The 24,756-nt window shown below is 50.9% G+C and carries 25 protein-coding genes and 1 pseudogene; 15 read left to right on the top strand and 11 right to left on the bottom strand.

Translation table 11 applies throughout. The features are described from left to right. Window positions 1-227: 227 nt before the first annotated feature. Both M0R33_RS22865 and M0R33_RS22860 read left to right on the top strand, forming a co-directional pair. Complete coding sequence (locus M0R33_RS22865) at window positions 228-695, top strand: MarR family winged helix-turn-helix transcriptional regulator (protein ID WP_292574285.1); 468 nt, start codon at window positions 228-230, stop codon at window positions 693-695. A gap of 23 nt (window positions 696-718) precedes the next feature. Continuing rightward, window positions 719-1,114, top strand: a complete 396-nt coding sequence (locus M0R33_RS22860; RefSeq protein WP_292574284.1) for a DUF1398 family protein — start codon at window positions 719-721, stop codon at window positions 1,112-1,114. 267 nt (window positions 1,115-1,381) lie between these two features. Here the strand turns inward: M0R33_RS22860 and M0R33_RS22855 are convergent, their stop codons facing one another. Beyond that, entirely contained in the window at window positions 1,382-2,893 is a 1,512-nt protein-coding gene (locus tag M0R33_RS22855; protein WP_292574283.1) for a DUF4080 domain-containing protein, read from the bottom strand. A gap of 409 nt (window positions 2,894-3,302) precedes the next feature. Here M0R33_RS22855 and M0R33_RS22850 point away from each other — a divergent pair, with 409 nt between their 5' ends. Together M0R33_RS22850 and M0R33_RS22845 are read left to right on the top strand one after the other, a co-directional pair. After that, a complete protein-coding gene (locus M0R33_RS22850) occupies window positions 3,303-8,120 on the top strand; it encodes a PAS domain S-box protein (RefSeq protein WP_292574282.1) in 4,818 nt (1,605 codons plus the stop codon). An 8-nt stretch (window positions 8,121-8,128) separates the two neighbouring features. Beyond that, the gene (locus M0R33_RS22845; protein WP_292574281.1) at window positions 8,129-9,040 is read left to right on the top strand and encodes a diguanylate cyclase; all 912 of its coding nucleotides are present in this window, start codon (window positions 8,129-8,131) and stop codon (window positions 9,038-9,040) included. A gap of 293 nt (window positions 9,041-9,333) precedes the next feature. Here M0R33_RS22845 and M0R33_RS22840 read toward each other — a convergent pair whose 3' ends face one another. From M0R33_RS22840 to M0R33_RS22820, 5 genes are all read right to left on the bottom strand, one after another. Continuing rightward, entirely contained in the window at window positions 9,334-9,690 is a 357-nt protein-coding gene (locus M0R33_RS22840) for a hypothetical protein (RefSeq protein ID WP_292574280.1), read from the bottom strand. Between the two features lie 3 nt (window positions 9,691-9,693). Further along, window positions 9,694-9,885 (bottom strand): hypothetical protein, encoded by a 192-nt coding sequence (locus tag M0R33_RS22835; RefSeq protein ID WP_292574279.1) that lies wholly within the window; start codon window positions 9,883-9,885, stop codon window positions 9,694-9,696. 12 nt (window positions 9,886-9,897) lie between these two features. Continuing rightward, window positions 9,898-10,134 carry a thioredoxin family protein gene (locus tag M0R33_RS22830; protein WP_292574278.1) on the bottom strand — a complete coding sequence of 79 codons (237 nt, stop codon included), beginning with the start codon at window positions 10,132-10,134 and terminating at the stop codon, window positions 9,898-9,900. Between the two features lie 142 nt (window positions 10,135-10,276). Further along, complete coding sequence (locus tag M0R33_RS22825) at window positions 10,277-11,119, bottom strand: DMT family transporter (RefSeq protein ID WP_292574277.1); 843 nt, start codon at window positions 11,117-11,119, stop codon at window positions 10,277-10,279. A 43-nt stretch (window positions 11,120-11,162) separates the two neighbouring features. Continuing rightward, complete coding sequence (locus M0R33_RS22820) at window positions 11,163-11,582, bottom strand: hypothetical protein (RefSeq protein WP_292574276.1); 420 nt, start codon at window positions 11,580-11,582, stop codon at window positions 11,163-11,165. A 184-nt stretch (window positions 11,583-11,766) separates the two neighbouring features. Here M0R33_RS22820 and M0R33_RS22815 point away from each other — a divergent pair, with 184 nt between their 5' ends. The 7 genes and pseudogenes from M0R33_RS22815 to M0R33_RS22785 all read left to right on the top strand — a co-directional run bounded on the left by M0R33_RS22815 (window position 11,767) and on the right by M0R33_RS22785 (window position 17,849). Beyond that, the gene (locus M0R33_RS22815; RefSeq protein ID WP_292574275.1) at window positions 11,767-13,377 is read left to right on the top strand and encodes an alkaline phosphatase D family protein; all 1,611 of its coding nucleotides are present in this window, start codon (window positions 11,767-11,769) and stop codon (window positions 13,375-13,377) included. 81 nt (window positions 13,378-13,458) lie between these two features. Beyond that, window positions 13,459-14,709, top strand: coding sequence for a glycerophosphodiester phosphodiesterase (locus tag M0R33_RS22810; RefSeq protein WP_292574274.1), 1,251 nt, complete (start codon window positions 13,459-13,461; stop codon window positions 14,707-14,709). A 950-nt stretch (window positions 14,710-15,659) separates the two neighbouring features. Beyond that, a complete protein-coding gene (locus M0R33_RS22805; protein ID WP_292574273.1) occupies window positions 15,660-16,163 on the top strand; it encodes a sigma-70 family RNA polymerase sigma factor in 504 nt (167 codons plus the stop codon). Between the two features lie 6 nt (window positions 16,164-16,169). Then, window positions 16,170-17,144: a FecR domain-containing protein gene (locus M0R33_RS22800; RefSeq protein WP_292574272.1), complete on the top strand. Its 975-nt coding sequence runs from the start codon at window positions 16,170-16,172 to the stop codon at window positions 17,142-17,144. A 111-nt stretch (window positions 17,145-17,255) separates the two neighbouring features. Beyond that, complete coding sequence (locus M0R33_RS22795) at window positions 17,256-17,405, top strand: hypothetical protein (RefSeq protein WP_292574271.1); 150 nt, start codon at window positions 17,256-17,258, stop codon at window positions 17,403-17,405. A gap of 12 nt (window positions 17,406-17,417) precedes the next feature. Further along, window positions 17,418-17,534: pseudogene (locus M0R33_RS22790) on the top strand (type II toxin-antitoxin system RelE/ParE family toxin); the annotation flags it as partial. A 12-nt stretch (window positions 17,535-17,546) separates the two neighbouring features. Beyond that, window positions 17,547-17,849, top strand: a complete 303-nt coding sequence (locus tag M0R33_RS22785) for a HigA family addiction module antitoxin (protein ID WP_292574270.1) — start codon at window positions 17,547-17,549, stop codon at window positions 17,847-17,849. A 51-nt stretch (window positions 17,850-17,900) separates the two neighbouring features. Here the strand turns inward: M0R33_RS22785 and M0R33_RS22780 are convergent, their stop codons facing one another. Further along, the gene (locus M0R33_RS22780; protein WP_292574269.1) at window positions 17,901-18,167 is read right to left on the bottom strand and encodes a type II toxin-antitoxin system RelE/ParE family toxin; all 267 of its coding nucleotides are present in this window, start codon (window positions 18,165-18,167) and stop codon (window positions 17,901-17,903) included. After that, window positions 18,151-18,378 (bottom strand): CopG family transcriptional regulator, encoded by a 228-nt coding sequence (locus tag M0R33_RS22775; protein WP_292574268.1) that lies wholly within the window; start codon window positions 18,376-18,378, stop codon window positions 18,151-18,153. Before M0R33_RS22775 ends, M0R33_RS22780 begins: the two co-directional genes overlap by 17 nt. A gap of 275 nt (window positions 18,379-18,653) precedes the next feature. Here M0R33_RS22775 and M0R33_RS22770 point away from each other — a divergent pair, with 275 nt between their 5' ends. Both M0R33_RS22770 and M0R33_RS22765 read left to right on the top strand, forming a co-directional pair. Continuing rightward, window positions 18,654-21,173 (top strand): TonB-dependent receptor, encoded by a 2,520-nt coding sequence (locus M0R33_RS22770; RefSeq protein ID WP_292574267.1) that lies wholly within the window; start codon window positions 18,654-18,656, stop codon window positions 21,171-21,173. 113 nt (window positions 21,174-21,286) lie between these two features. Continuing rightward, a complete protein-coding gene (locus M0R33_RS22765) occupies window positions 21,287-22,546 on the top strand; it encodes a PepSY-associated TM helix domain-containing protein (protein WP_292574266.1) in 1,260 nt (419 codons plus the stop codon). Here M0R33_RS22765 and M0R33_RS22760 read toward each other — a convergent pair. From M0R33_RS22760 to M0R33_RS22750, 3 genes are all read right to left on the bottom strand, one after another. Beyond that, on the bottom strand, window positions 22,543-22,851 hold the full coding sequence (locus M0R33_RS22760) for a helix-turn-helix domain-containing protein (protein ID WP_292574265.1): 309 nt from the start codon (window positions 22,849-22,851) through the stop codon (window positions 22,543-22,545). The genes M0R33_RS22765 and M0R33_RS22760 overlap by 4 nt on opposite strands. 58 nt (window positions 22,852-22,909) lie before the next feature. Next, window positions 22,910-23,248: a helix-turn-helix domain-containing protein gene (locus M0R33_RS22755; RefSeq protein WP_292574264.1), complete on the bottom strand. Its 339-nt coding sequence runs from the start codon at window positions 23,246-23,248 to the stop codon at window positions 22,910-22,912. Between the two features lie 106 nt (window positions 23,249-23,354). Then, window positions 23,355-23,555, bottom strand: a complete 201-nt coding sequence (locus tag M0R33_RS22750) for a hypothetical protein (protein WP_292574263.1) — start codon at window positions 23,553-23,555, stop codon at window positions 23,355-23,357. 167 nt (window positions 23,556-23,722) lie between these two features. Here M0R33_RS22750 and M0R33_RS22745 point away from each other — a divergent pair, with 167 nt between their 5' ends. Both M0R33_RS22745 and M0R33_RS22740 read left to right on the top strand, forming a co-directional pair. Continuing rightward, the gene (locus tag M0R33_RS22745) at window positions 23,723-24,040 is read left to right on the top strand and encodes a hypothetical protein (protein WP_292574262.1); all 318 of its coding nucleotides are present in this window, start codon (window positions 23,723-23,725) and stop codon (window positions 24,038-24,040) included. 8 nt (window positions 24,041-24,048) lie between these two features. Then, the coding region (locus M0R33_RS22740; RefSeq protein ID WP_292574261.1) for an energy transducer TonB at window positions 24,049-24,756 on the top strand (708 nt) is incomplete at its 3' end.

Here is a 24,756-nt window from a genome sequence, read left to right as displayed (position 1 = left end):
GCGGCATCTTGCTTGAAGTTAAAACTATATTTGGGTCGATTGTGTCTTTTCTCGTTACTCATGGTCACCTCTCATAGCATTATAAATTCTGCCTTTCGAAGTGTCCGGGTTCATTAAACCATTTCACTATTAGATGCCTCACTAAATTGAGGAAACAGCGAGGGGGAACAGGGTTGACAAAGGTTTCCATGGAAACTATGATTAAATTGTTTCCATGGAAACCTTATATGAAAAAGACAAACATCGCAGAAGTCAGCGCTCTCGAATCTCATCTAGGATTCTGGTTACGCTTTGTATCTAACCAGGTATCCAGTGGCTTTGAAAGCCAGCTGGCAATTTACGGTATTTCAGTAACTGAATGGGTAGCCATGCGAGCACTGTATGACAGATTGGATGTAACCCATGCAGAATTAATTGATGCGCTCGGAATGACCAAAGGAGCCACCTCTAAAATCATCTCCAAGCTTGAATCCAAAGGCTTGGCAAAGAGAAATCAGGCTAACGACAGCCTTCGTGAACAAGTTCTTTGTCTGACCGATGAAGGTAAGCAACTCGTTCCGAAGCTGGCTGCTCTCGCAGATGAAAACGATGCCCGCTTTTTTGGGCATCTACCCGATTCGCAGCGCCAATCTCTGATGGTGCTGTTCAAAGAACTTGTGGCTCACCACCAGTTAAAACAACTACCTACGAAGTAACCCCATCCCATCAGGAGGATAAAATGGAACAGGCAATTGAATCTGTTATCCGAGAAACCCTGGATGCCTCCAATGAAGGTCGCATTCATTTTGGTCAAGTTATCGGCAATTTAGTCCAAGCAGGAGTTGAATCCTACTTGGTAGACTATCGTTGTGGCCGCATCACTTACTATATGCCATGCGGAGAAACGCTTACCCTTGAGCTGGAAGTTGCAAAGGCCGACATCGCTTTAGAGTTCAGTGCTTCGGGTATTAAGGCTGCCATTCTTGGCGCACAGCAAGGTGAAATTATGTATCCAGAATTCAAGCGAGTTTCCAAAGAAGCGGGATGTATCGGTTATACCGTCTGGATTACCGGTAAACACGTCACCTATTACGGGCGTAAAGGCGAAACCCACGTCGAATATTTTCCTGACTAATTATTCCATAGAATGGGTTTCGTATATGCCTATCAAATCATTTCTCGTCGGCGCCGTGGGAATAATCGGCTGGTTTTGACCGTAGTGACGCAGTGATAATGTCAATTTTCTCGCCGAATACCGGATGGTCGACTGGGCAAAATGAGGCCGCAACTATTGAAATTGGATAGTTACCCCGACCGACGGGTAATAGCCGATAGGACCAGTTCAGCAACTTACCCAAAATCCGTCGATAGGTTTGTTTGCATAAACTTTGCGAATGGGTTGTTATTGCGTAGCATGCGCCATTTTCTGGCGTTTGTTGGCAATCGTGTGCTTATCGGCATCGGGCGCGCTACCAACGCTTAAAAAATCCGGCCGGCCTTTTTGTTCGCTACGGGAAAAATCCTGCTCTAAAACGTGTTTGGCTGTTTCGGCTGGTATCAATAGCGTCTCGGTCATGGCCCTGTAGGTCAGTTCGAATAGGCGTTTCAAGGCGATTTGCCAGGTGCTGCCGGTCATGGCGAACAAGGCATCGCTGAATTGTAAAAATCGCGCAAAAGGTTGATCGGCCAGCATCACCGGCAGGGTGTTGCCGAAGCGGCCGGAATTGCCGATTAAATCCCAAAAACGGGCGAAGCGGTTCAAGCGTTGCAGGTCGGCGAAACTGATGTCGCGGCTACTGAGAATGGCGTAGGGCGGATTGGGATCGAAGCGCAATCGGTACTCTTCGGTATGCCGATTGAGCGGCGCGCCACGTAGTCGCTTTAAGATACCGACTTGGATTTCCTGCGGTTTCAACGCCACCAGGTCGTCGAAACTGCGACCGAATCCCACCAGCGTGTCGCCCGGCAGCCCGGCAATCAGATCGGCGTGAATATGCGCGTGGGAATATTGCCGCAGCCAGGCCAGATTGGCGCGAGTTTTGTCGTTGTCCTGTTTGCGGCTGATACGCTGTTGAATCGCCGGGTCGAAGCTTTGCACGCCCACCTCGAATTGCAGACTGCCGGGCGGGAATTTTTGAATAGCTTGTTTCAGGCGTTCGGGCAGATTGTCCGGAATCACTTCAAAATGCAGGTAAAGTTCGTCGGTTTTTTTTTTGAGAAAAAACGCCAGTATTGCCACACTGCTGTCGACTTTTAAATTAAAGGTGCGATCGATGAATTTAAAATGCCGGGCGCCGCGCCGGTACAACATTTCCATATCTTGCAGAAACGCGTCTAATTCAAAGGGTTTGGCGGTGACGTCCAGCGAGGATAAACAAAATTCGCATTTAAAAGGACAGCCACGCGAGGCTTCCACATAAACAATGCGTTGTTTCAGATCGATATCGGTGTAATAGGGATAGGGCGATGCCAATGCCGATAATGGCGCGGCTTCTCCCTGAATTATTTTCTGTTGCGGCGCCTGGCCGGTTAAAATCCGCCGGCATAAGTCGGGAAAGCTGACTTCGCCGACACCGGTGATAATGTAATCAGCCAACTCGATAACAACAGGTAAATCAGGTGGATGACTCACTTCCGGTCCACCCAACACAATGCGGATTTCCGGCGCCACTTGTTTCAATATCCCCACCACGGCGCTAATCTCGGCCACGTTCCAGATATACACCCCCAAGCCGATAATGCGCGGATGTTGCTGCAGCAGTTGTTCCGCGATTTCGATGGGGCGCTGGCTAATACCGAATTCTAAAAGCACCGTGTCGTGTTGCAACTCGCCCATATTGGCATAGAGGTAGCGCAATCCAAAAGCCGTGTGTATATAACGGGCGTTGAGGGTGGTGATAACAATGCGGGGCATGAGCGAAGGGCCGAAAGACAAAATAACCCGCGCAGAATAGCATTGTTTGCCTAACTCGGCGTGAAAGTCCGTTGCGGCGTAAAACCTGAAAACGGCGATGAATTGGATACAGCCCGATTGTCTCCTCAGGCCTATACTGCTTTGAGGGCGTTTCTTGTTAGTTCGGGAGGCGATCTGGCCGGCCGGGATGCGTTATGATTTAGCTTGATTTGTTATTTTAAGCGCTTAGGTTTTACAGCTTTCGGCCTGGTTGGCATTGAGTAAGGCAGACTGATTAAACTCCAGCGTTGTCGGACTGAAACCGCCATATACAGCAAGATGAGTCATGCGGAATAATCCCGGCGGAAGGTTGTGCCATACTGTTTTACGATTCGGAGTCGCTTTTTATTCGGAAGAGGGGGCCTCATTAATGACCAAGCGCAGAATGATGTTTCAACCGCTGCTGGTCGCGACAATTTTCTTCGGCTTGTTTTGTCTGGTGGCGATTGCGACCGGCAAGCACCTGGAATATCGGCATACCCTTGAAAAGACTCAGCGTTTCGAGGCCTTGACCGCGCGGGTCGTTAATCAACTGCAAACGCGCATCGGCAGTTACGAATACGGTTTGCGCGGCGCGCGCGGCGTATTTATCGTTACTGATATCGACGGTATGACCCTTGCCCGATTCAGGGCCTACATGGCATCGCGCGATATCGATCGCGAATTTCCCGGCACCCATGGTTTCGGTTTTATCCGCCGGGTTGCTCTCGGGCGGGAAGCCGCTTTCGTTGACACAGCAAGAGCAGACCGCCACGGCGATTTTCGCATCAAACAATTGACGCCGCATGACGGCGAGAGATTGGTGATTCAGTATGTCGAGCCCGAGGCGTTGAATGCTCAGGCAATCGGCTTGGATATTGCTTCGGAACAGCGCCGCCGCGAAGCGGCGGTGGCGGCGATACGCAATGGCGTGGCCACATTAACCAAACCGATTACGCTGGTGCAGGCCTTGGGCAAAGTCAGGCAGGGTTTTTTATTTCTGCTCCCGGTCTATCGCGGGAATGGCTCGGTACCGGCCACGGAGGAACTTCGCCAACAGTGGGGGGTCGGCTTGGTGTATACGGCACTGGTTATCGACGAAGTCCTGGCTGATTTCGATTTTCGCGGTGGTGAGTTTTCTTTGACCTTGGCCGATGCTGATGATGCAGAACTATCGGAGCGCTTTTACGCTTCGCCAGGCGCGGACGCCGAGGATATCGACAACCTGGTCAAACAAATCCGCTTAACGATCTTCGGCCGCGTATGGTTGGTCGAGGTGAAAGCACAACCGCTGTTTATCAGCAATCTCAATCAAACCGATCCGTGGCGAATTGTCGGCAGCATGCTGGTGATTGCCGCGCTGTTGAGTTTATTGTTGTACGTGTCGCAGCTGATCAAGCTGCGCCGCCGGCAATTCCAGTTAGAGCAGGAGCGTTTGGCGGCCATCGTGGCCAATGCCGGGGATGCGATTATCGGCACCGGCTTGAACGGCATTGTCACCAGCTGGAATAAAGCAGCCGAGCAAATCTTCGGCTACTCGTCCGCGCAAGCGCGCGGTCGAAACCTGGCCGACCTGGTGGTGCCGGACGAATTACGGAATCAGGAAGCGAAGTTGCTGGCCCGGATTGCTCAAGGCGAGACTATCCCGCATTTTAATACCCGCAGACGACGGCATGGCGGCGAATTGATGGACGCCTCGGTGACCATCTCGCCGATATACGACGACTCGGGACAGGTGATGGGTACCTCGGAAACCATACGCGACATCAGTAAACAAAAAGCGGCGGAAGCGCGTATTCGAGAATTAAATAACACCTTGGAGGCGCAGGTTATTCAGCGCACCGCGGAACTTGAAGTTGCCCGCCATGATTTACAGACGGTGCTGGATGCGGTGCCATCCATGATTGGTTATTGGGGTTGTGATTTGATTAACCAGTTTGCCAATCAGGCGTATTTTCACTGGTTTGGCATCGAACCTCAGCAGATCAAGGGTATGTCCATCCGCGATTTGATGGGCGCCGAATTGTATGAATTGAATCGACCCTATATCGAAGCCGCGCTAAGTGGTGAAGCGCAAGTTTTCGAATGCGCCTTCCCCAGAGCGGACGGTTCGGGGTTACGTAATTCACTGATCCATTATTTGCCTGATCGAGTGGATGGCTACATCCGTGGCGTTTACGTCATCGCCCATGACGTGACCGAGATTGCCGAAAGTCGCCGCCAACTCGCCGAAGCGTTAAGCGAAAATGAACTGCTATCGCGCACCATCAATGAACAGTTGCTGGTTTCGATCACAGACCGAAGCGGCAGGATAATCGAGGTTAATGATAACTTTTGCCGTTTTAGCGGCTATAGCCGCGAGGAGTTGATAGGGCAAAATCACCGCATGATCAACTCGAAGGTACATCCTCGAGAATTTTGGGCGTCGATGTGGCAAACGATAATCGCGGGCAAAGTCTGGAGATCCGAGGTCTGCAACCGGGCAAGGGACGGTAGCCTGTATTGGGTCGACAGTTTAATTGCACCGGCCTGGGATTCGGACGGCAAAATCAACCGCTACCTTTCGGTGCGTGCCGATATCACCGATAGAAAAATCGCCGAGGCGGAACTGGCTCGCGTTAATGGAATGCTGGCCAACGTCATGCAGGCATCCACAAGAGTCTCTATCATTGCCACTGACCGCGATGGCTTGATTCAACTGTTCAATTCCGGCGCCGAGCATATGCTGGGCTACAGTGCCGATGAGGTGATAGGCAAGATGACGCCGGCGGTGTTTCATGCTAAAGCCGAAGTTGAGCAACGCGGCGCCGAATTGAGTAGGGAGTTCGGAGATCGCATCGAAGCTTTCCGGGTTTTTGTTCATAAAACCGAGCTTGACGGCTTTGAAATCAGAGAGTGGACCTATATTCACAAGGACGGTTCGTCGATACCTGTGTCGTTGGCTGTCACGCCTATGCGCGACGAGGCCGGCATTATCAATGGTTACCTCGGCATAGCCAAGGACATTTCGCTGGCGAAAAAACAGCAAGCCACGATTCGCCGCATGCTGGAAGCATCGCCGGTCGCCGTGCGAGTGGCATTGAGAGGTGGGGAGCCGGTGGTGTTCGTCAACCAGCGCTTCGCCGAGATGGTCTGCTGCGACCGGGATCAGGCGATAAGCCTGGATATCAGGCCGTATTACGTCGATGCACAGGACTTTGAGTCGATTCAAAACCGCCTTGAACAGGGTGAGACCGTCATCGATCAGCTGGTGCAGTTGACGATACCCAATCGCCCGGAGCACGGGAAAATCTGGGTATTGGCCTCCTACATGCCGATTGATTATGAAGGGCAGGAGGCCATTCTGGCTTGGTTTTACGATGTTTCGGAGCTGCGTAATGCCAAAACCGCGGCGGAGACCGCCAATGTAGCCAAAAGCGATTTTTTGGCCAATATGAGCCACGAGATACGCACACCGATGAATGCGGTGCTAGCACTATCCGGTATTTTAGAAGACGAACCGTTAACGCAAGACCAACTCGGATTGGTAAAACGCATTCGGTCAGCGGGCCGTTCTCTGCTCGCCATCATCAACGATATTCTGGACTTTTCAAAAATCGAGGCCGGCCATTTGCGGATCGATCTCCATCCTTTCAATCTGAGATCAAGGCTGCAATATATCGATAGCTTGATGGGTAGCCTGGCCCGAGAAAAGCAGCTTGTTTGGCATGTCATTTTGGCCGACGATATTCCCGAGTATCTTTGCGGCGATAATCTGCGTTTGGAACAGATATTGATTAATTTGATTGGTAACGCCATCAAGTTTACCAAGCTCGGCGAGGTTCGCCTGAGCGTGTCGGTACTGGCGCAGGAAGCAGCAGCGGTTCGGCTGCGTTTTGAGATCAGTGATACCGGCATCGGGATTGCGCCGGAAGCTTGCCAACAGTTGTTTAGCCCTTTCACTCAAGCCGAAACCAGTACCTCGCGGCGTTATGGAGGTACCGGTTTGGGTCTATCAATCTGCAAACGTTTGGTTGAATTAATGGGCGGTCTGATTGGCGTGGACAGTCAGCCAGGTATGGGCAGCACGTTTTGGTTCGAATTACCGTTTGAATATGCCGAGCCTCTCGAAATCGTGACAGTGCCGAATAAGGCACAGCGGGCGTCGCGCGGTCTGCGTCTGCACGGCGTGCGTATCCTGGCGGTTGACGATAGCGAAATTAATTTGGAAGTGATCAGGCGCTTACTGAGCCGGGAAGCGGCCCAACCCACCTTGGCTGCCGATGGTCGCCAAGCTTTGTCGGTTTTACGCGCCGATCCGCATGGCTTCGACGCGGTATTGATGGATATGCATATGCCGGTGATGGACGGTTTTAGCGCTACCCGGGCCATTCGTGAGGAATTGGGCCTGTCCGATTTGCCGATCATAGCTTTTAGTGCGGGGGTGTTGGACGGAGAGCGTAACGCCATGTATAGCGCCGGCGTCGACGATTTTCTCCTCAAACCGGTAGATCCGGAACAGTTGATCGACTGCTTGCTACGCTGGACGACTAAATCGGTTCCGGAAGCGCCGCAGCCGGAATCCGGGCAGGAAATATCCGACTCACAGGCGTTTCCGACGATTGCGGGCATAGATAGCCGTCAGGCAGTAATACGGCTGAATGGAGACAGGGGCTTTTTCCTGGCGTTATTGGAACGATTCGTGACTGGGAATGCAACGAAGGCGGAGCAAATTGATTCCAATCTGGCGCACGGCCGGCGCGATGCGGTAATTGCCGAGCTGCACAAATTAAAAAGTCAAACCGGGTATATTGCGGCTGTCGAAGTGCGAGCGATAATCGTAAACCTGGAAACAGCCCTTTTAGCGGGCCAGTCTGATGTCGATATACCGGCGACTCGCTTTAGGGTCGCGTTCGAGGCTTTGATCGATGCAGCGCGCTGCTGGCTGGAGGCGAACCCGCCGGGGGCGGAGCCGCAGACAATCGAAAATGCTAGGGAAGTGGATATTGCTCAGCTCCGTGCCATGTTGGACCGGTTGGCGCCGCTGTTGACCAATAATATGCTCTCGGCCCGAGCGGCAAGTCGGGAGATCGAAGAATTATTAGCTGGCAGCACGTTGGCCGAGCCCTATCAAGCGGTGGCTAAAACTATTTCTCTGCTAAAATTTCAAGATGCTCTAACGGCCTTGGCAAACTTCCATGATAGTTTGTTTTCCAACCCTAAAATTTAGTACCAATGATGACCGAACGCGCCCGTATATTAATTGTCGACGATACACCCGAAAACATCGAGTTTATCGCCAGGACATTAGCCGATTTTTATGAAGTACAGTTTGCCACCAGCGGGACAATGGCCTTGGCGTTGGCCAGCCATGACCCGCCGTCGTTGATTCTGCTGGATGTGGTGATGCCGGGCATGGACGGTTATCAGGTTCTTGAGGAATTGCGAAAATTAAGCCAATGCCGCGACATTCCGGTAATTTTCATCACCGGTCATGACGATATGGAGAATGAGACGCGTGGCTTGGAAGCGGGCGCGGTGGATTTTATTTCCAAGCCGGCTAATCCGGCGGTGGTGAAGGCGCGGGTCAAAACCCATTTGACATTGCAGGCGCAAAGCGATCAGTTGCGTTCCCTGGTTTTCATCGACAGTCTGACCGGCTTGGCCAACCGCCGCCGTTTTGACGAATGTCTGGCATTGGAATGGTGGCATTGCCAACGCTATGGCTGGCCCTTGACGTTATTGTTCATCGATATCGATCACTTCAAACTGTATAACGACCACTATGGTCATGTGGCGGGAGATGCTTGTTTGGCAAAAGTGGCGGCGGCGATTGGCGGACAGTTCGGCCGCTCCCACGATCTGGTGGCGCGTTATGGCGGCGAAGAATTCGTTTGCCTGTTACCCGAATGCGATATGGTCAAGGTCCGCGACAAAGCGCATCAATTGTGCGATGCAGTGGCTGAACTGAAGATACCTCACCAGACCTCGCTGACCGCGCCGGTGGTGACAATCAGTATTGGTTTGGCAACCATGATACCCGGTCAGGATGCTAACGATCCCGAGGCGTTGACTAGCTTGGCGGACCAGAATCTCTATCTGGCTAAATCACAGGGGCGCAATCGTCTGTGCGACGGTTTAAGCCGATAATCCGAAGCGTCGGTATTGCCCATGGTGCTGTAGCGTCCCGCAACTGTCTGCGCTGCGGCATCAATGAAAATAGAAATGTGCCGGCAGACTTTTAGCTTAACTGCTTATAAAGCCGCTATGAAGAACAAACAGGATACGACCGAAAAGATATTGCAACTTTTGCTCGGCAAATTTCGACGCCTCTAATCCCTCTCCCGTTGGAGAGGGATTAGATAATTTAAAACCGAAATTTGAAGTGCGCTGACTATAAAATCTATCCGTTATGTCTTTCGTAGCGCGTTATTGTAATTAGGTTAGCCTTTACCCGGCAGCATACCTACCGTACCTGGCTTGATGCGTTTACAGGTGACCACCACATCTTCCTGAAAGCATTGCTGTTTATCGCCATTCGTGCCGCAAGGGCTACAGGAGGTATTGCCGGCGGTTTTGATGGCATCCAAATGCCAGCCGTAACCTTGGGTTTGGCAGAAGCGTTTGCTGAATCTATCTACCGTGTAGGGTTTTGAGGCGGCTTGTTTGGCTTTGCTTTCCACATCGCAATGCGCAGGCAAGGTGTTGGCCATTAAGTCCCGGTAAATGTACTCGGTGGCGCCTGCGCTACTGCTTAACAATAAGGTGAGTAAAAATCCGCTGATAAACTGTTTTTTCATGGCTTAATCTCCGTACTCTCTGATGACCCGGATGTTCATCTGTTGATTTTCTTGGTTGATTTGTTGTTTGATGGGCTCGAATTTTTCATTCTCGTTGAGTTTAACCGCCAGAATGGCACCCACCAGTGCCACGGTTACCAAAACCATATATAAAACAAAATGATCTTTTTCAGCTACTTCTACTTGTTCGTTCATCATTTTTACCTCTCAAGATTTTAAATCGGCTAGGGCCGCGCCAAAATTGATGTGAAATACTTGGTCATCCATCACCAGTGCGGGGACGGAAATGACGCCGGATGCCTCGGCTGCTTCGATACGGTTCGGGTGTGTGCCAAGATGAACGCTTTCCAGCGTATATTTGTTCTGATCCAATGCATCGACCAGCATCTGCTCAGCACCCAGGCAAACCGGGCAACCGGCATGATAGAAAACCGCATTTGACATATTCGACTCCTCGTTGTTTATTGGTATCGAGTCGAAACAATAAACGACTGTCACATGTTTGTCAAACAAATATCGCTTCGATATTTTTATGGGGGTTTATGACCCTTTCCATCATACGCCGAATTATGCAGGGTAATTTGTTTTACCGTGCTTTTCTGGTCAATATCACCAACGCTATGCCGCCGAGAATGGCCAACGAAGCCAAAGCCAGACGCAGAGTAATCGGTTCGCCAAGCAAAACGATTCCGCCCAAGGCTGCAAGAACCGGGACGCATAGTTGCACAGTAGCCGCCTGGCTGGCTTTCAGTGCAGGCAACACCGTATACCAAATGGCGTAACCCAAGCCGGAGGCCAAAGCGCCCGAAGAAACCGCGTATCCCACGCCGGCCGCATCCAAGCTGGCCTTCTTAAACATGAATATATTCAATAAAAGGGCGATCGGCACGGCGCGTAAAAAATTTCCGGTCGTCACTTCAGTCGCATTGCCCGCGGCTTTGCCTCGCAAGGAATAGATGCCCCAGGCCACCCCGGCAGCCAGCATCAAAAGAGAATCGCTTAAGGGTGGCGCCGACAGGCCCGGCAACATCAGGCCGATAAGGCCGGCGAAAGCGAGCAGAAAACCGGCCACTTGCCGTTTAAGAAAGCGCTCTCCGCACCACATGCCATAGCCGATCATGCTGGCCTGAACGGCACCAAACAGCAAAAGCGCACCGGTCGCCGTGGATAAGCTGACATAGGCCAACGAAAAACCGGCGGCGTAGCAGAATAAGGCTATCGCTGATAGCCAATCGCCTCGACCGTTTAAGGCACCCGCGCTAATTCGAACCAGCAGCCACAGCATCAGGGCACCGGAGGCCAGCCGGATGCTGGTGAAGCTGGCCGCGTCGATGCCGGTGTGTTTAAGTGCAATGCGGCATAGCAGCGAATTGCCGGCAAAAGCCAGCATGGCTAGCGAAGTAAAAGCAACGATGCGTATTTTTGGCATTTAAATGATTTAGCATGAAAAAGTAGTGGCGCGTAAAACACCCTTAGTATGCATTCGGGTTGTTAGCCCGTTTGAATGCGGTAATTGAAAAGTTAAACACATAAATTGCGAACAGAAACCCAGGAGTAGCGGCAGCGGGATATCCGCCCACGGCAAAAAGTAGGTTTTTCAGTTCGCACACAAGGGAGCCGCGACCGGTACATTGTTTCGGATAGGGATCATGGCCGGTTGCATCGGAAAAAGCCATTATCAACAGTCCGAAACCGACAACCATACCGGCCATTCCAAGCGCGCGTGAAGGTTTGGTCGTATCTATCCAGAGAATTGCGGCAAAAAAAAGAAAAATGCCTGCCATGACATACGTATCGAAACCAGAGTTTGATTTTGTAGCGAAAATTACCAGTAGCATTGCGAACAAAAGGCAGACGGCCGACAATAAAAATTTAAAGATTCGCCAAAGCATTTTCAGTAGTTCCGGTATCGATTATCAGGCTAATTCGCCCGCACAGTGTTTTGCGCCTCACTATAGTAGGTAATTTGTAGCAGTCAAAAATCCATGTCAAAAACCCTTAACCCAAAGGTAATCAGGTTGTCATAGGTCGCCGACTACAATGCCGGCTCTATCGCCATCATTGGGAGCCCCCATCATGCTTAGCTTGAATCGTCCGGTTAAATACCCCTTGTTTGTTAATTTCACCCGATTATGCTGCCTGCCGTTGTCGTGCCTATTGCTCGGCAACCTGGCCATCGCCGCGGATAAACCGAAAATGGAGCAGGGCATACAAATCGGCGATTTAGCGCCGGGCCGCGCCATGGTTTGGAGCCGTGCCGATCGCCCGGCCCGTATGATGGTGGAATACGCGTTTAACCCTGATTTCGAAAATGCAGTGACAGTACGCGGCCCTTATGCCACGGAAAGCCGTGATTTTACCGCCCGCCAGGATTTGGTGGATTTACCGGCAGGCAAGGAGGTGTTCGTCAAGGTTTGGTTTGAAGATTTAAGCAACGACCGCGAACCAAGCGAACCGGTCATGGGCCGGTTTCGCACCATCGGTAAACACGACGATATCCGCTTTGTCTGGGGCGGCGACGTCGCCGGCCAGGGTTGGGGTATCAATGAAAGTTTCGGCGGCATGAAAATTTACGAAGCCATGCGCCAGGTGCAACCGCAGTTTTTTATCGAAAGCGGCGACAGCGTCTATTCCGATGGCCCCATCAAAGCCGAGGTGATCGCCGAGAACGGCCAGGTCTGGACTAACCTAGTCACCCCGGAAGTCGGCAAGGTAGCCGAAACCCTGGCGGAATTTCGCGGCCGTTACAAATACAATCTGCTGGACGAAAATATTCGCCGATTCAATGCCGAAGTGCCGCAAATCTGGCAGTGGGACGATCACGAAGTGGCCAATAACTGGTCCGACTCCAAGGATTTGAGCAACGACGCCCGTTACACGGTTAAAGACGTGCCGCTGCTGGTGGCGCGCGCTACCCAGGCCTTCCACGAATATGCGCCGTTGCGCCCGCATAATGCCGAAGAATCGGAGCGTATTTACCGGAAAATCTCCTACGGCCCGTTGTTGGACGTATTTGTAGTGGATATGCGCAGTTATCGCGGTCCGAATAGCGATAATTTGCAAACTCAGGAAAGTCCGGATACGGCCTTTTTAGGTGAAACTCAACTGGCTTGGCTGCAGCAGGAACTGCAAGATTCCGATGCTACCTGGAAAGTGATTTCCGCCGATATGCCGATCGGTCTGAATATCGGCGACGGTAGCGATGCTCAAGGCAATGCACGTTGGGAAGCTATCGCCAATGGTAACGACGGGCCCGCGGCCGGCCGCGAACTGGAAATCGCCCGTCTGTTGAAATTTATCAAGCATAACCGGATCAACAATATCGTCTGGTTAACCGCCGACGTGCATTATGCCGCGGCGCATTATTACGACCCTAAACAAGCGGCCAGTAATGATTTTTCACCGTTTTGGGAATTCGTGTCCGGGCCTTTGAATGCCGGTTCGTTCGGCCCCAACAGCACCGACGCCACCTTTGGGCCGCAAGTGGTGTTCAGCAAAGCCCCTGAGCCCGGCCAAGCCAATCTGTCGCCGTATGCCGGTTTGCAATTCTTCGGTGAAGTCAACATAGACAGACGCACCAAAGCCATGACCGTCGAATTAAAAGATATCAACGGCGATGTGGTGTTCAACAAAACTCTGCCGGCGGCGGGCAAGTCCAGAAAACATCACGGTAAAAACCACGACTAAACCGGTTTACAGCAGGCATGAGCCAATCCGCTCCGGATTGACTCATGCCACCGATAATCAACTATTCAAGGGAAATTTAGCATGCTACATTTGTTACCGAAATTTGCGTTGCCGGCACTGCTTGTCGTGACGTTGATCGCTGTCCAAACACCTGCCCAAGCGGAACCCCATATGCAGCACTCGCCTCTGGTAATCGGCCATCGCGGCGCGGCGGGTTATCGCCCCGAGCACACCCTTGCCGGTTATACCCTGGCGATTGAAATGGGTGTCGATTTTATCGAGCCCGATCTGGTGTTGACCAAGGATAAACAGATGATCGCCCGCCATGAGCCGATGATCGGATCCACTACCGACGTAGCCGATCATCCGCAGTTTGCCCAGCGCAAAGTCAAGCGCATGGTGGACGGCGTGGAATACGACGACTGGTTTGCCTCGGATTTTACGCTGGCCGAGCTCAAAACCTTGCGGGCCAAGGAGCGCCTGCCGGCGCTGCGTCCCGCCAACACCGCGTTCGACGGTCAATTTGAGATCCCGACGCTGGATGAAGTGATCGAGCTGGCGAAAAGCAAATCCAGACAAACCGGTCGCAGCATCGGTATTTATCCGGAAATCAAGCATTCCACTTACCATGCCACCTTAAAAAATGCCCAAGGCCGCTTGCAGTTCGGCGCGCATTATTTCGAAGACCGGCTTTTGAAAACGCTGCACAAGGCATACGGCAACAGTGCCTGCGCCCCGGTGTTCATCCAGTCTTTCGAAGTAGGCAACTTGCAGTACTTGAGCCGTAAAACCCAAATCCGCTTGGTGCAATTGATCGATGCCGACGATGTTAACCCGGACGGTTCAATGTCGCTGGTTCCGCCTTACATGCAACCGTACGATTTCGTGGTTAACGGCGACCCGCGCACGTTTGCCGACCTGGTGACCGAGCAAGGTTTGGCGTTTGTGGCCGGTTATGCCGATGCCATCGGTCCCTGGAAGCCCTATTTAGTGAAAACCGTGACGGATGGCGTCGACCGTGATGGCGACGGTACTCTCACCATCAACGATCGCCGTGTGGAGGGTAGCACCGGCGTGATGGAAATGGCGCACGACAAAGGCCTGATGGTGCACACCTGGACCTTCCGCAACGATTCCAGCGGCTACGGCTTTGCCGACCCGCAAGCGGAAATGAGCTATTACTTCGATTTAGGCGTCGATGGCTTGTTTACCGATTTCGGCGACACCGGCGTTGCAGCGCGTGCTGCATCGAGCAATCCCGGCCAGGATGAGCATTTGAAACAGTGCGGCCGCGAACACAAAAAGCCTTACAAAGGCCACCATAAGGATTGATTTAGCTCGAAAAGGGCGGATTGCCGGCCGATCCGCCCTTATTTTTCGCTCTAGGCTGTAATCCAATGCAGTTTTCAGAGTGATCCCTCTATGCCCGGAGTGTGCGATTAAGGCGTAGACATTGATTGAAGTATTCCAATCCAAAGTCGGCTATCGATTCCAATCACAAAACCGCAACCTGTTCCGATATGATTGCACCATTTCAGTATGAGGCTTTTTGACAACTCGAACTGTCGCAACCGACCCACAGGCAACACTCGGGTACATAAAATTCAAAAGTATTTTCTGCGCTGGTTTTAAAAAGCAGACGTTCTATTCAACGAATAGGATTAACAATTTACCTATCTTGAATAAGTCTTAGAGCACTTTGCTACCGAATTCCTATACGCTTGTATTCAAAACGATCTAACGACAACCGAGCCGAAACTTTTATTTCTATGCCGTCAAAAGCAGTGCCGATATTCAAGACCACGGCGGCCAAGCCCGCGTCGTGATCGATGCCAACAGAGGAGCCGTTAAACACCTTCTCTACATTATTTTGTAAGTACGCGCCTTATCCACCCGGATAACGACGCTTTTATATGCCTTGCGGTTACGTGTTTTCACGTACTTTTCATGGCCAAAATACGTCATATGACACAGTATTCCCTAGAATGTCTTGGTTGGCGCTTAGTAGATTGTTGAAATATCAGCTTGGCTATAATTTGTTATCAATACCTAACTACATGTAAATATTATATTTCAACAATAAACAGCACTACAGAACGCAGCCCGCGCCAGACTCATGGAATAGGTTTTGCTTAGCTAGAAGGTTTTTGGGTAAAAAACAACCTCACTTCAGGAAGATAAATTCAGCAATCTTAAGGGTGAAGCGAGGCAACCAAAACTATGATCAACAGTCTGCATGTTGCTTTAAAAGTACATCTTTCAATCATAGATAGGAGTTATTAGTGGCGACGGAATTACTGACGAATGAAGCCTTGTCCCAGCTTTATCGAGAGCATCACTCCTGGCTGCTCGGCTGGCTGGACAAGCGCGTGCAATGTCGCTTGCAAGCCGAAGATCATGCGCAAGACACTTTTGTGCGAGTAATGGCATCGGGTCGCACACCGGATTTGAATGAACCCAGACCCTATCTGGCCACCATCGCAAAAAATTTACTGATAAACCACTGGCGTCGCGCCACCATTGAACAAGTATACTTGGAACGCCTTTCGGCTCTTCCTGAAGCCACTTCGTTGTCAATGGAAGAAAATGCCATTATTCTGGAAACCATACAAGAAATTGATGAACTGCTTAATCGCTTACCGGAAAAGGCACGCAAGGCATTTTTTATGTCCCAGATTGATGGACTTACCTACCTTGAAATCGCCGAAAAACTCGGCGTCAGTGATCGCATGATCAGAAAGTACATGGTACAAGCCATGGTGCTGTGCCTGAGCGTGGAGTTCTAACAATACATGTCTTCCGGAGATCGACAAAAGATCCATCCCCGAGTCGTGGCGGAGGCCGCTGAATGGTTTATGGTTCTGAGCTCCGGCAACGTTCGCCCTGACGAAACCGCACAGTGGCAAGCCTGGTTAGCATCGCACCCGGATCATCAAATGGCTTGGTCCAGAGTTGAGTTTTATACCGACAAATTTAAATCACTCCCGCCACAAGCCGCCTTCGCCGCAACCGAAGCGTTAAATGCCCCCAATCTCAATCGAAGACGCATGCTGATGAGCATGGTCCTATTGGGTGTTGCAGGATTGTCAGGCTGGCAGATTTCTCGAGGTCGCTACTGGCAAGAATGGTCGGCCGATCAACATACAGCGTTCGGCGAAAGTAAAACCATAACTCTAACCGACGGCTCCAGCGTGGTTATGGATAGCGGCAGCGCGGTTAACGTCGATTTCTCGGTTAATTTACGCAGGCTGCAGCTGGTTAAAGGTGAAATTTACATCGAAACAGCACCTGATAAAGTTGGCTGGAAACGGCCGTTTGTCGTGGATACCTTGGAAGGCAGAGTTGAGGCGCTCGGAACGCGCTTCAGCGTTAGCCAATACGAAAATCTAACGCAGGTTGCCGTATTTCAAGATGCCGTAGAAATTCAGCCAGCCGACACACACTCCGCCAAACAAACCTTACGCGCCGGCCAACAAGTTCAATTTGCATCAAACCACATTGAGCCGATCCACCGACACAGCCAGGATAAACCGGCCTGGACCGAAGGCTTTATCGTCGCCGATGATTTGCCGCTCAGCGAGTTTTTGCTGCAACTAAGCCGTTACCGACCAGGCTACATCACCTGCGATCCCGAGATTGCCGATTTACGGATCATCGGTTCCTACCCGCTGAAAGACACCGACAAAATTCTTACGTTTCTTGAGACTAACTTGCCCGTCAAGCTCACACACCCGCTACCTTTCTGGGTTAAAGTCCTGCCGCGTTAATCACGCCTGCTATCAGCCCATAGGCTATCGCGTCAGTTACCGCTCAAAGGCAGTGTCAATAAGCCAATTATTCGATTGACGTATTACGTGACGAGTAATACAATTTTTAGCATGATTAAATCATTTCACTGTAAAGACACTCAAGCCTTGTTCGAGGGACAGTCGCCCAACCGTTTTCGCGCATTTCAATCTGTTGCCGAGCGCAAATTAGTGCAATTACATGCCGCGTCTACATTGGCGTTTTTGCGCAGTCCGCCCTGAAATCGGCTTGAAGCCTTGACGGGTGACAGAACAGGTCAGTACAGCATTCGCATCAACGATCAATGGCGCGTTTGTTTTCGCTGGCTGGATGGCGATGTCTCTGACGTTGAAATTGTTGATTACCACTAAGGAGAACTTCACATGATAGAAAACCGAATGCGTCCTATCCACCCTGGCGAAATTCTGCGCGAAGATTTTTTAATACCTCTGGGTTTGAGCGTCAATGCACTTGCCAATGCCCTGCGTGTACCTTCAACACGCTTGCATGAAATTGTTAAGGAACGCCGCGCGATTAGTCCCGATACCGCATTACGTTTGGCCCGGTATTTCGGCGGCGATGCGCAATCCTGGTTGAACTTGCAGACAGCGTACGAATTGCGTTTGGCGCAACAAAACACCCAGGAAACCATAGAGCGCGAGATTTTTCCGCACGTCGCTGCTTGACCACCCACAGCTTAAATGCGACCAATATAGTCATTGCACGTGCTGCCGATCTCACTTGTAAACTTCTCGACGATTACCGATCTTCAATACCAAAACGCACAGCACGCCGTCCTGAATTTCACAAATCAATCGATAGTCGCCCACTCGATAACGCCACAAACCGCCAAGCGGACCGGATAAAGCCTTGCCTACAGTGCGTGGATTGTCGGTAACAGCCAAACGCTCTCGCAAAAATTTCGTGATACGCCTCGCTTCCGTCTTATCGAGTTTCGCCAGTTGCTTATTTGCCGTCTCTGACAGTTCAATCCGCCACGCCAAGCGCGTTCTCCACCTCATCTAATGAATAAACGCGTTCTTCACCTTTGCGAACGCGTTCCAACACGCCGGCGGCCAAGTAATAATCTTCCATATCATTCAATCCTTTTTCGATGATTTCTCGTAAATAAAATGCCTTCGTACGCCCTGTTTGGCCGGCCAAATAATCAAGCCGTTGTTCAATTTCCGGAGAAAGTCTTATTGAGGTAGCCATATCTAATCCCCTTTACGTCAACTATTGAATACGTGTAATCAATGTATCACAAAAGCTCGAAAGCATCTCGGCATCGCCGATCAAGCGGATGGAAAAATTGTAGGCAGTGCTCGACACTGAGTCGCCAAGGGCATTGTTACTTAAAAAAACCGAATTATTTGTCATTTAAAAACAAGCAGGTAAAAAATTAATTAAATTTTCTTCAATTTGCAGTTCCGGTTTTTCCACGCTCGTTTGTATTAGCTAATGAAAACACCACACATGGAGAAAAACCGATGTCACACACACACCGCCGCTGCAATCCGGGTTCTCGTCCATCCCGCTTGAGCCACGCTATACAGGGAATTCTATTGGCTTCAGCGCTGACCGCTTCAGTCGCAGCCCATGGTGAAGAAACTACCAACAGGAAAAGCTACCACATCAGCGGCGGTTCCTTGGGACAAGCACTTAGCCAGTTTGCGCGTGATGCCGGCATTCTGTTTACCGGTGAATCCAAATTAACCGACGGCAAAACCAGCAAGGGATTGGATGGCGAGTACACCGTCGAAGAAGGTTTTAGAAAACTCCTGGCGGGCAGCGGTTTGACGTATACCATCACGGCTGACAATTCGGTAGCGATCAAGGTTGCAGAATCTGGAAGCGATGCGGCATCGACTTTGCCGGCGGTGAAGGTTACGGGACAGGCGGTTTATGATGAGAATGATCCTTATAACAAAAGCTACACCGTCACTAACAGCACTACTGCTACCAAAACCGATACGCCGATCTTCGACACACCAGTGTCGATACAGGTGGTACCACGAGTCGTGATGAACGATCAAAAAGCCACAACCATCAAAGATGCGCTGGAAAACGTCAGCAGCATACGTCCGCAATCGTCTTTGGGCCTGAGCAACGGTTATATCGTCCGTGGCTTCAGGAACGGCCGGATTTATCGTAATGGTCTGGTCGCCAACGGCCTGGGTATCGGCGAAGGCGCTCAATTTGATTCCGCCAATCTGGAGCGCGTCGAAGTGCTTAAAGGCCCTGCTGCGGTATTGTTTGGCCGTATCGAGCCTGGCGGCTTAATCAACCTGGTCACCAAAAAACCTCGGGATGAAGCCTATCATTCAGTGGAACAGCGTTTTGGCTCTTACGATTTTTATCGGACCGAATGGGATGCGACCGATGCGATTACGGATGATAAATCGTTAAGCTATCGTTTTACTGGTTCTTATCAAAACAATAAATCGTTTCGGGATTTTAATTTTAATGATCGGGTTCTGGTGAATCCGTCTTTAACCTGGCGGCCCAGCGATGCCACCGAAATATCCTTGGACTTGGAAGCATTGCACGAGGACTACCAGGTTGACAGAGGCTTGTTCGCAATCGGCAATCGACCGGCACCTATCCCGGTTAGCCGATCCTTCATTGACCCCAACGACCCGGTAGATACGAACTCCAAGGTGAATCTCGGCTTCAATTTAACCCATGCAATTAATGAAAATTGGACATTACGTAACCGGTTTCTGGCTTCCTTTGTTTATGATAAAAACACTTCTGTCAAACCCGCTAATGGGTTTACGGTAACGCAGTTTTTAGATCCGAGTACGGGTAATCGCACTTATTCTCGGAATATATTTTCCCAAACATCCAATAATGAAACTTATACGACTAATCTAGATTTGACCGGAAAATTTGATTTATGGGGAGTCAACCATCAAACCTTGGTTGGCTTAGATTATTTACGGGCAGTCGGTACCTATGAATTCTATGGGGACTACCAGAATCCCGTGCCCGGTTTGGAAATCGATATTTATAATCCGGTGTATGGAATCGATCCTTCCTATTATGCCAATGCCCTGGCAACGCCTTCCGATGGCGGTGCTAATAATTACCTGTTCAGGGATGATTGGTATGGGGTGTATTTCCAGGATCACATTACCCTCTGGGACAAAGTTCATATCCTGGGGGGCGGTCGCTACGACTGGGCGAGAACAGGGTTAGGCATAGGTAATTCATCTAGCGCTGCCGATGCCGCCTTGCCCTCCCGTAGAGATGAAGGTTTTAGCCCACGGGTAGGGCTTCTTTATCAACCCTGGACATGGGTTAGTGTCTATGGCAACTGGACTACTTCGTTCGGCGCAAACAATGGTGTGACTTCCGCTGGTACAACGATCAACCCGGAAATCGGCGAACAATTTGAAGCGGGTTTGAAGACCGAATTTTTCGATCAGCGACTGACTACAACGTTAGCTTATTACCATCTAACCAAAGAAAACTTGATGACTCGGGATTTTAACAGCCCCGATCCTTTTGCTAGCGCGGCTATCGGCAAAGCCCGTAGCCAAGGGATCGAGCTAGATATGACTGGTCAGATTACAGATGAACTCAGTATCGTCGGCAACTATGCCTTTACCGATGCCCGCATCACCAAAGATTTTTCCGGTCTTCAGGGCAATCGCCTGAACAACGTTCCTGAACATTCCGGCAGTTTGTGGCTCAAGTACGATATTCGCCATTACGAGCCGCTCAACGGGTGGCAATTCGGCGTGGGCGTGTTCGCCGTCGGGCAGCGACAAGGCGATAACGATAATACCTTTGTGTTACCGGGGTATGCCCGCCTGGATGCTTTTACGGCTTACCACTACCCAATCGGGGGAGGTAAGCAGCTGACCGTGCAATTCAATATCCGCAATCTGCTGGACAAAACCTATTACGAATCCACCGATCCGTTTCAAAACGCACCGCCGCGCGTCGGCATTTACCCTGGTGCACCGTTGACAGCAATGGGTTCGATACGCTTGGAATTTTAGCCCGGTAGGATGGGCAACGCTTTTCTGTCCACGCGGAACAAATTGGCGATGTAAACGATGGGCAAAAAAACCTGCCCACCCTACCAAACTATGCGTAAACAGGTAGATAAAAAATGATCGAGCATGAAGATATGGCTTTACAAGAAATATTGCCACAGTTGATGAATGAAAACCGTTATAAAACTTCACAATGGTATCGGCATTTTCGCGGTTTTTGGCTAACGGTGCATTTGTATGTTGCCCTGACGGTAGGCTTATTCTTTGTCATTCTCGGAGTAACCGGTGCTTTTAATGTTTTCAATCATGAACTGGAGGAGCTAGGTTTGCCGCCAGTTGCTATTCAAGCCAATGCACAGATGCGTTCCTTGGATGACATTATGCAAACCGTTAAAGCCGCTCACCCGGAAAAAAAAGGCAAATGGTCATTGTTGATGCCGGGTTACGGCAACGATTATGTCTGGGTGGAATATCCAAAGCCTGAAGAAACAGCTGATGAACTTTATGCGCCTTTCCGTGTGTTGGTCGATCCTTACAGCGGAAAAATAATCTCGGAAAGTTATTGGGGGCGCACGTTATGGACCGCAATCTACCAAATCCATGCCAGTTTGCTGACGGCTAGATTAGGTGTGAAGATCGGGCGATTTGGCTTTAATACGGTCTGCTTTTTCGGCTTATTTATGTTTATTTCCGCGTTGACAGGGCTTTATCTATGGTGGCCGCGCTGGGGGAAATTTATAAAATCAGTGGCCATCAAGCGGGGCGCAAGCCCGGAACGGTTTTATTTTGATTTGCATAAAACCACGGGCTTTTACAGTTCAATTATTTTACTGATTTTAGCGTTTACCGGGTTCTCGTTCAGTTATGCGGATTACATCAAACCGTTGATACGTAGTTTTTCAGCCGTCAAGGAAAAGCATTTAGAAGAACCCGATGTAAAATCTCAGGTCATAAAGGATGCGCCGACTCTTTCGATAGCGCGCGCTGTTTCCATTGCAGACAAGATTTTTCCCGAGGCGGCCTTGCGTGGAGTAACAACACCGGACGGTAGTACGGGTGTTTATAGTATCTCCAAAAGGCAATCAGACGAGGCTAATCACCGATGGGCGCGCAGTAAGGTATGGATCGATCAATACAACGGCAAAGTATTAGCCGTGCAAGATCCTAATCAATTTACCGCCGGTGAAACGTTTTTGAATGTGTTGTGGCCGTTACACAGCGGCGAAGCCTTCGGGCTTGTTGGCCGTATTTTGTGGTGTGTGATGGGTTTCGCGCCGCTGGTTTTGTATGTGACGGGCATTTTACGCTGGCTACAAAAACGCCGCGCTGCAAAGTTGCATCAAGCGAAACAATCGACAGCTTATGAATCGCGTTAGTGTGTTTCCAACTCTTTCAGCCACTCGGGATGCTTGCAAATGAGCTTTAGCAAGCATTGCACCGCGCCGGAGGGTGAGAAGCGGCCCTGTTCCCAATCGCGCAAGGTGGCAACCGGGGTATTGATCAGATCGGCAAACGCTTGTTGCGACAAACCGGTTTCATGGCGTGCAGTTCGTAGCAGGATTTGCTCCGGGGTATGCACTCGGCCGACACCGACCTGCATTTCCGCTAGGCTTTGTCTAAGTTCGTCCAAGGGCATGCCGGCATCGGCCTCTATGGCTTGCGCTATTTTTTCTATGTCCACGTTGCACCGCCTTTTGAAGACCCGCTTGAACTTCTGTACGCCGATTTTGCTGATTGAATTACAGGATAGGCTCAATGGTTTCTAACAAGATGTCTGGATGTTTTTCGGCAACGCGTAACAAGGTTTTGGCGGCGCCTGACGGTGAGCGGCGGCCTTGTTCCCAGTCTTGCAAGGTACGCACGGAAATACCCATCAAAGCGGCAAATTTGGCTTGGGACAGTTTTGTACTGACGCGAATTTTCGCTACAGGGGATTCTACGACTCGCTTATCGCGGGTTACCACACACACCCGTCCAAGTTGCCCATCACGCATTTGTTGTGCGGCTTCCAGTAATTCCGCATTCAAGTCGCGTTCGGCATCGCGTGCCAGTAGTTCGGCTTCAGTTAATATCGGCATGGTCGGCAATCTCCCGCAAAGCGTTCAAGGTGGAAGCGGCGATATTCTCGCGCGCACTTTTAGCGTATACCGTCAACAGCCAAATCCGGCCTTGGACATCTTGAAACTAATACAGGATGCGCACACCGCCACGTTTGCCTGTGCCTTGACGAGACCAGCGCAACTTACGCACGCCATGCGTTCCCGGCACGACATCGCCCAAGGTTGGGGTTTTGGCAAGCGTTATTTGTACGTCGGCCAGTTCGGCATCGGTAAAATAATCAGCGGCAAAACTGCTGAAAATCGGCAGTTCGATAAGGGTATACATGCGCCGAATTATACGGCAATGTCGTATAAAGACAACGTTAGCTTTGGGAATGTCAGGCGGATTTCGTCATTAATTTTATTAACCACATTATTAAGGGGCGTCGGTTGCTCAGCCCGCGGAGTGCTATTCCCATAAACCATAACGAGTACTAAGGAAGGAAAAGTCGCATGTTAAGTAAATCCCGCAAGAAATCCAGGCTCGATCCGCCGATGGTGGTACCTGCTGAAAAAGCTGCCGAAGTATTTCCGGCGGTGCGTTATTTCCAAATTCACTTTGAGTTTCTGCAAGAGCAGATCCAGTTAATCTTGCGTAATCAGGAAGTGTTGCAACAGCAAATGCAACAACTGGAAAGCCGGCTGTCGCTATCGGCTCACGGTATTCGTCTGAATGGCAAAGCCTTAAGTCCGATTGAGCGCCTGACCGCCCATCGTAACGCCACGCAGGACACGGACACGCCCAATCTTAGTTTGACGAGGGGACGGTGACCTCAGCTATGTGGCATTCGATCACGCAAACGGCAGGTCTGTCGGTTACCCAGCATTCGTTTATCCAAACGGCGCAAGGCTTACCCGATCCACAGCCGTTTTTGGTGTCGGCTTCGATGCCCAGCAACCGCTATCGGCGTTCGCTGGCAGTAGCTTCATCTGTGCTGGTCGCGGCTTTATTGCACGGCTGTTTGTTGTTCTGGTATGCCTCCCGACCGGCACCACTGCCGTTTTCGGCGGCCGCACCGTTGCCGATGATCTCCATGGAGTTGTCGGCACCGCCGTCGCCCGTAGTGAATCAACCGATTGCACCGCCGCAACCGCCAAAACCCATAGCGCCGCCCAAGCTGGATAAGCCCAAAGTCAAACCCAAGCCTAAGCCTAAGCCGTCGGAACGTTTGGTTAAGCAGGTTGAGGAGCGCAAAACCGTGGAACCGGAACCGGTTGCAGCGGCTCCGCCAACCGCTGCCGCGCCGCAGGCGTTAAATCACAATGTGCTGGCCGCACCGCGCAATGACACTTATGTGCCGGCGGATAGCAATGCGGCCTATTTGAACAACCCCAAGCCCGAGTATCCGCTGACGGCACGACAACGGCATTGGCAAGGCACGGTGTTGCTGCGAGTGTATGTCGGGGCGGATGGTAAAGCCTTGCAAGTGACGATTCAGCGCTCCAGCGGTCATGACACCCTGGATGAATCCGCATTGGCCGCCGTC

It is taken from the genome of Methylomonas sp. (assembly GCF_023228165.1).
Taxonomy (GTDB): Bacteria; Pseudomonadota; Gammaproteobacteria; order Methylococcales; family Methylomonadaceae; genus Methylomonas.
This window is presented reverse-complemented; position numbering and strand designations above follow the sequence as displayed.

Coding starts and splice junctions, on each gene's coding strand:
- M0R33_RS22860 (WP_292574284.1), top strand. CDS start 719: ATGGAACAGGCAATTGAATCTGTTATCCGAGAAACCCTGGATGCCTCC.
- M0R33_RS22830 (WP_292574278.1), bottom strand. CDS start 10,134: ATGTCAAATGCGGTTTTCTATCATGCCGGTTGCCCGGTTTGCCTGGGT.
- M0R33_RS22815 (WP_292574275.1), top strand. CDS start 11,767: ATGCTTAGCTTGAATCGTCCGGTTAAATACCCCTTGTTTGTTAATTTC.
- M0R33_RS22820 (WP_292574276.1), bottom strand. CDS start 11,582: ATGCTTTGGCGAATCTTTAAATTTTTATTGTCGGCCGTCTGCCTTTTG.
- M0R33_RS22835 (WP_292574279.1), bottom strand. CDS start 9,885: ATGAACGAACAAGTAGAAGTAGCTGAAAAAGATCATTTTGTTTTATAT.
- M0R33_RS22850 (WP_292574282.1), top strand. CDS start 3,303: ATGACCAAGCGCAGAATGATGTTTCAACCGCTGCTGGTCGCGACAATT.
- M0R33_RS22810 (WP_292574274.1), top strand. CDS start 13,459: ATGCTACATTTGTTACCGAAATTTGCGTTGCCGGCACTGCTTGTCGTG.
- M0R33_RS22800 (WP_292574272.1), top strand. CDS start 16,170: ATGTCTTCCGGAGATCGACAAAAGATCCATCCCCGAGTCGTGGCGGAG.
- M0R33_RS22855 (WP_292574283.1), bottom strand. CDS start 2,893: ATGCCCCGCATTGTTATCACCACCCTCAACGCCCGTTATATACACACG.
- M0R33_RS22765 (WP_292574266.1), top strand. CDS start 21,287: ATGATCGAGCATGAAGATATGGCTTTACAAGAAATATTGCCACAGTTG.
- M0R33_RS22750 (WP_292574263.1), bottom strand. CDS start 23,555: ATGTATACCCTTATCGAACTGCCGATTTTCAGCAGTTTTGCCGCTGAT.
- M0R33_RS22840 (WP_292574280.1), bottom strand. CDS start 9,690: ATGAAAAAACAGTTTATCAGCGGATTTTTACTCACCTTATTGTTAAGC.
- M0R33_RS22795 (WP_292574271.1), top strand. CDS start 17,256: ATGATTAAATCATTTCACTGTAAAGACACTCAAGCCTTGTTCGAGGGA.
- M0R33_RS22745 (WP_292574262.1), top strand. CDS start 23,723: ATGTTAAGTAAATCCCGCAAGAAATCCAGGCTCGATCCGCCGATGGTG.
- M0R33_RS22755 (WP_292574264.1), bottom strand. CDS start 23,248: ATGCCGATATTAACTGAAGCCGAACTACTGGCACGCGATGCCGAACGC.
- M0R33_RS22770 (WP_292574267.1), top strand. CDS start 18,654: ATGTCACACACACACCGCCGCTGCAATCCGGGTTCTCGTCCATCCCGC.
- M0R33_RS22785 (WP_292574270.1), top strand. CDS start 17,547: ATGATAGAAAACCGAATGCGTCCTATCCACCCTGGCGAAATTCTGCGC.
- M0R33_RS22845 (WP_292574281.1), top strand. CDS start 8,129: ATGACCGAACGCGCCCGTATATTAATTGTCGACGATACACCCGAAAAC.
- M0R33_RS22865 (WP_292574285.1), top strand. CDS start 228: ATGAAAAAGACAAACATCGCAGAAGTCAGCGCTCTCGAATCTCATCTA.
- M0R33_RS22775 (WP_292574268.1), bottom strand. CDS start 18,378: ATGGCTACCTCAATAAGACTTTCTCCGGAAATTGAACAACGGCTTGAT.
- M0R33_RS22825 (WP_292574277.1), bottom strand. CDS start 11,119: ATGCCAAAAATACGCATCGTTGCTTTTACTTCGCTAGCCATGCTGGCT.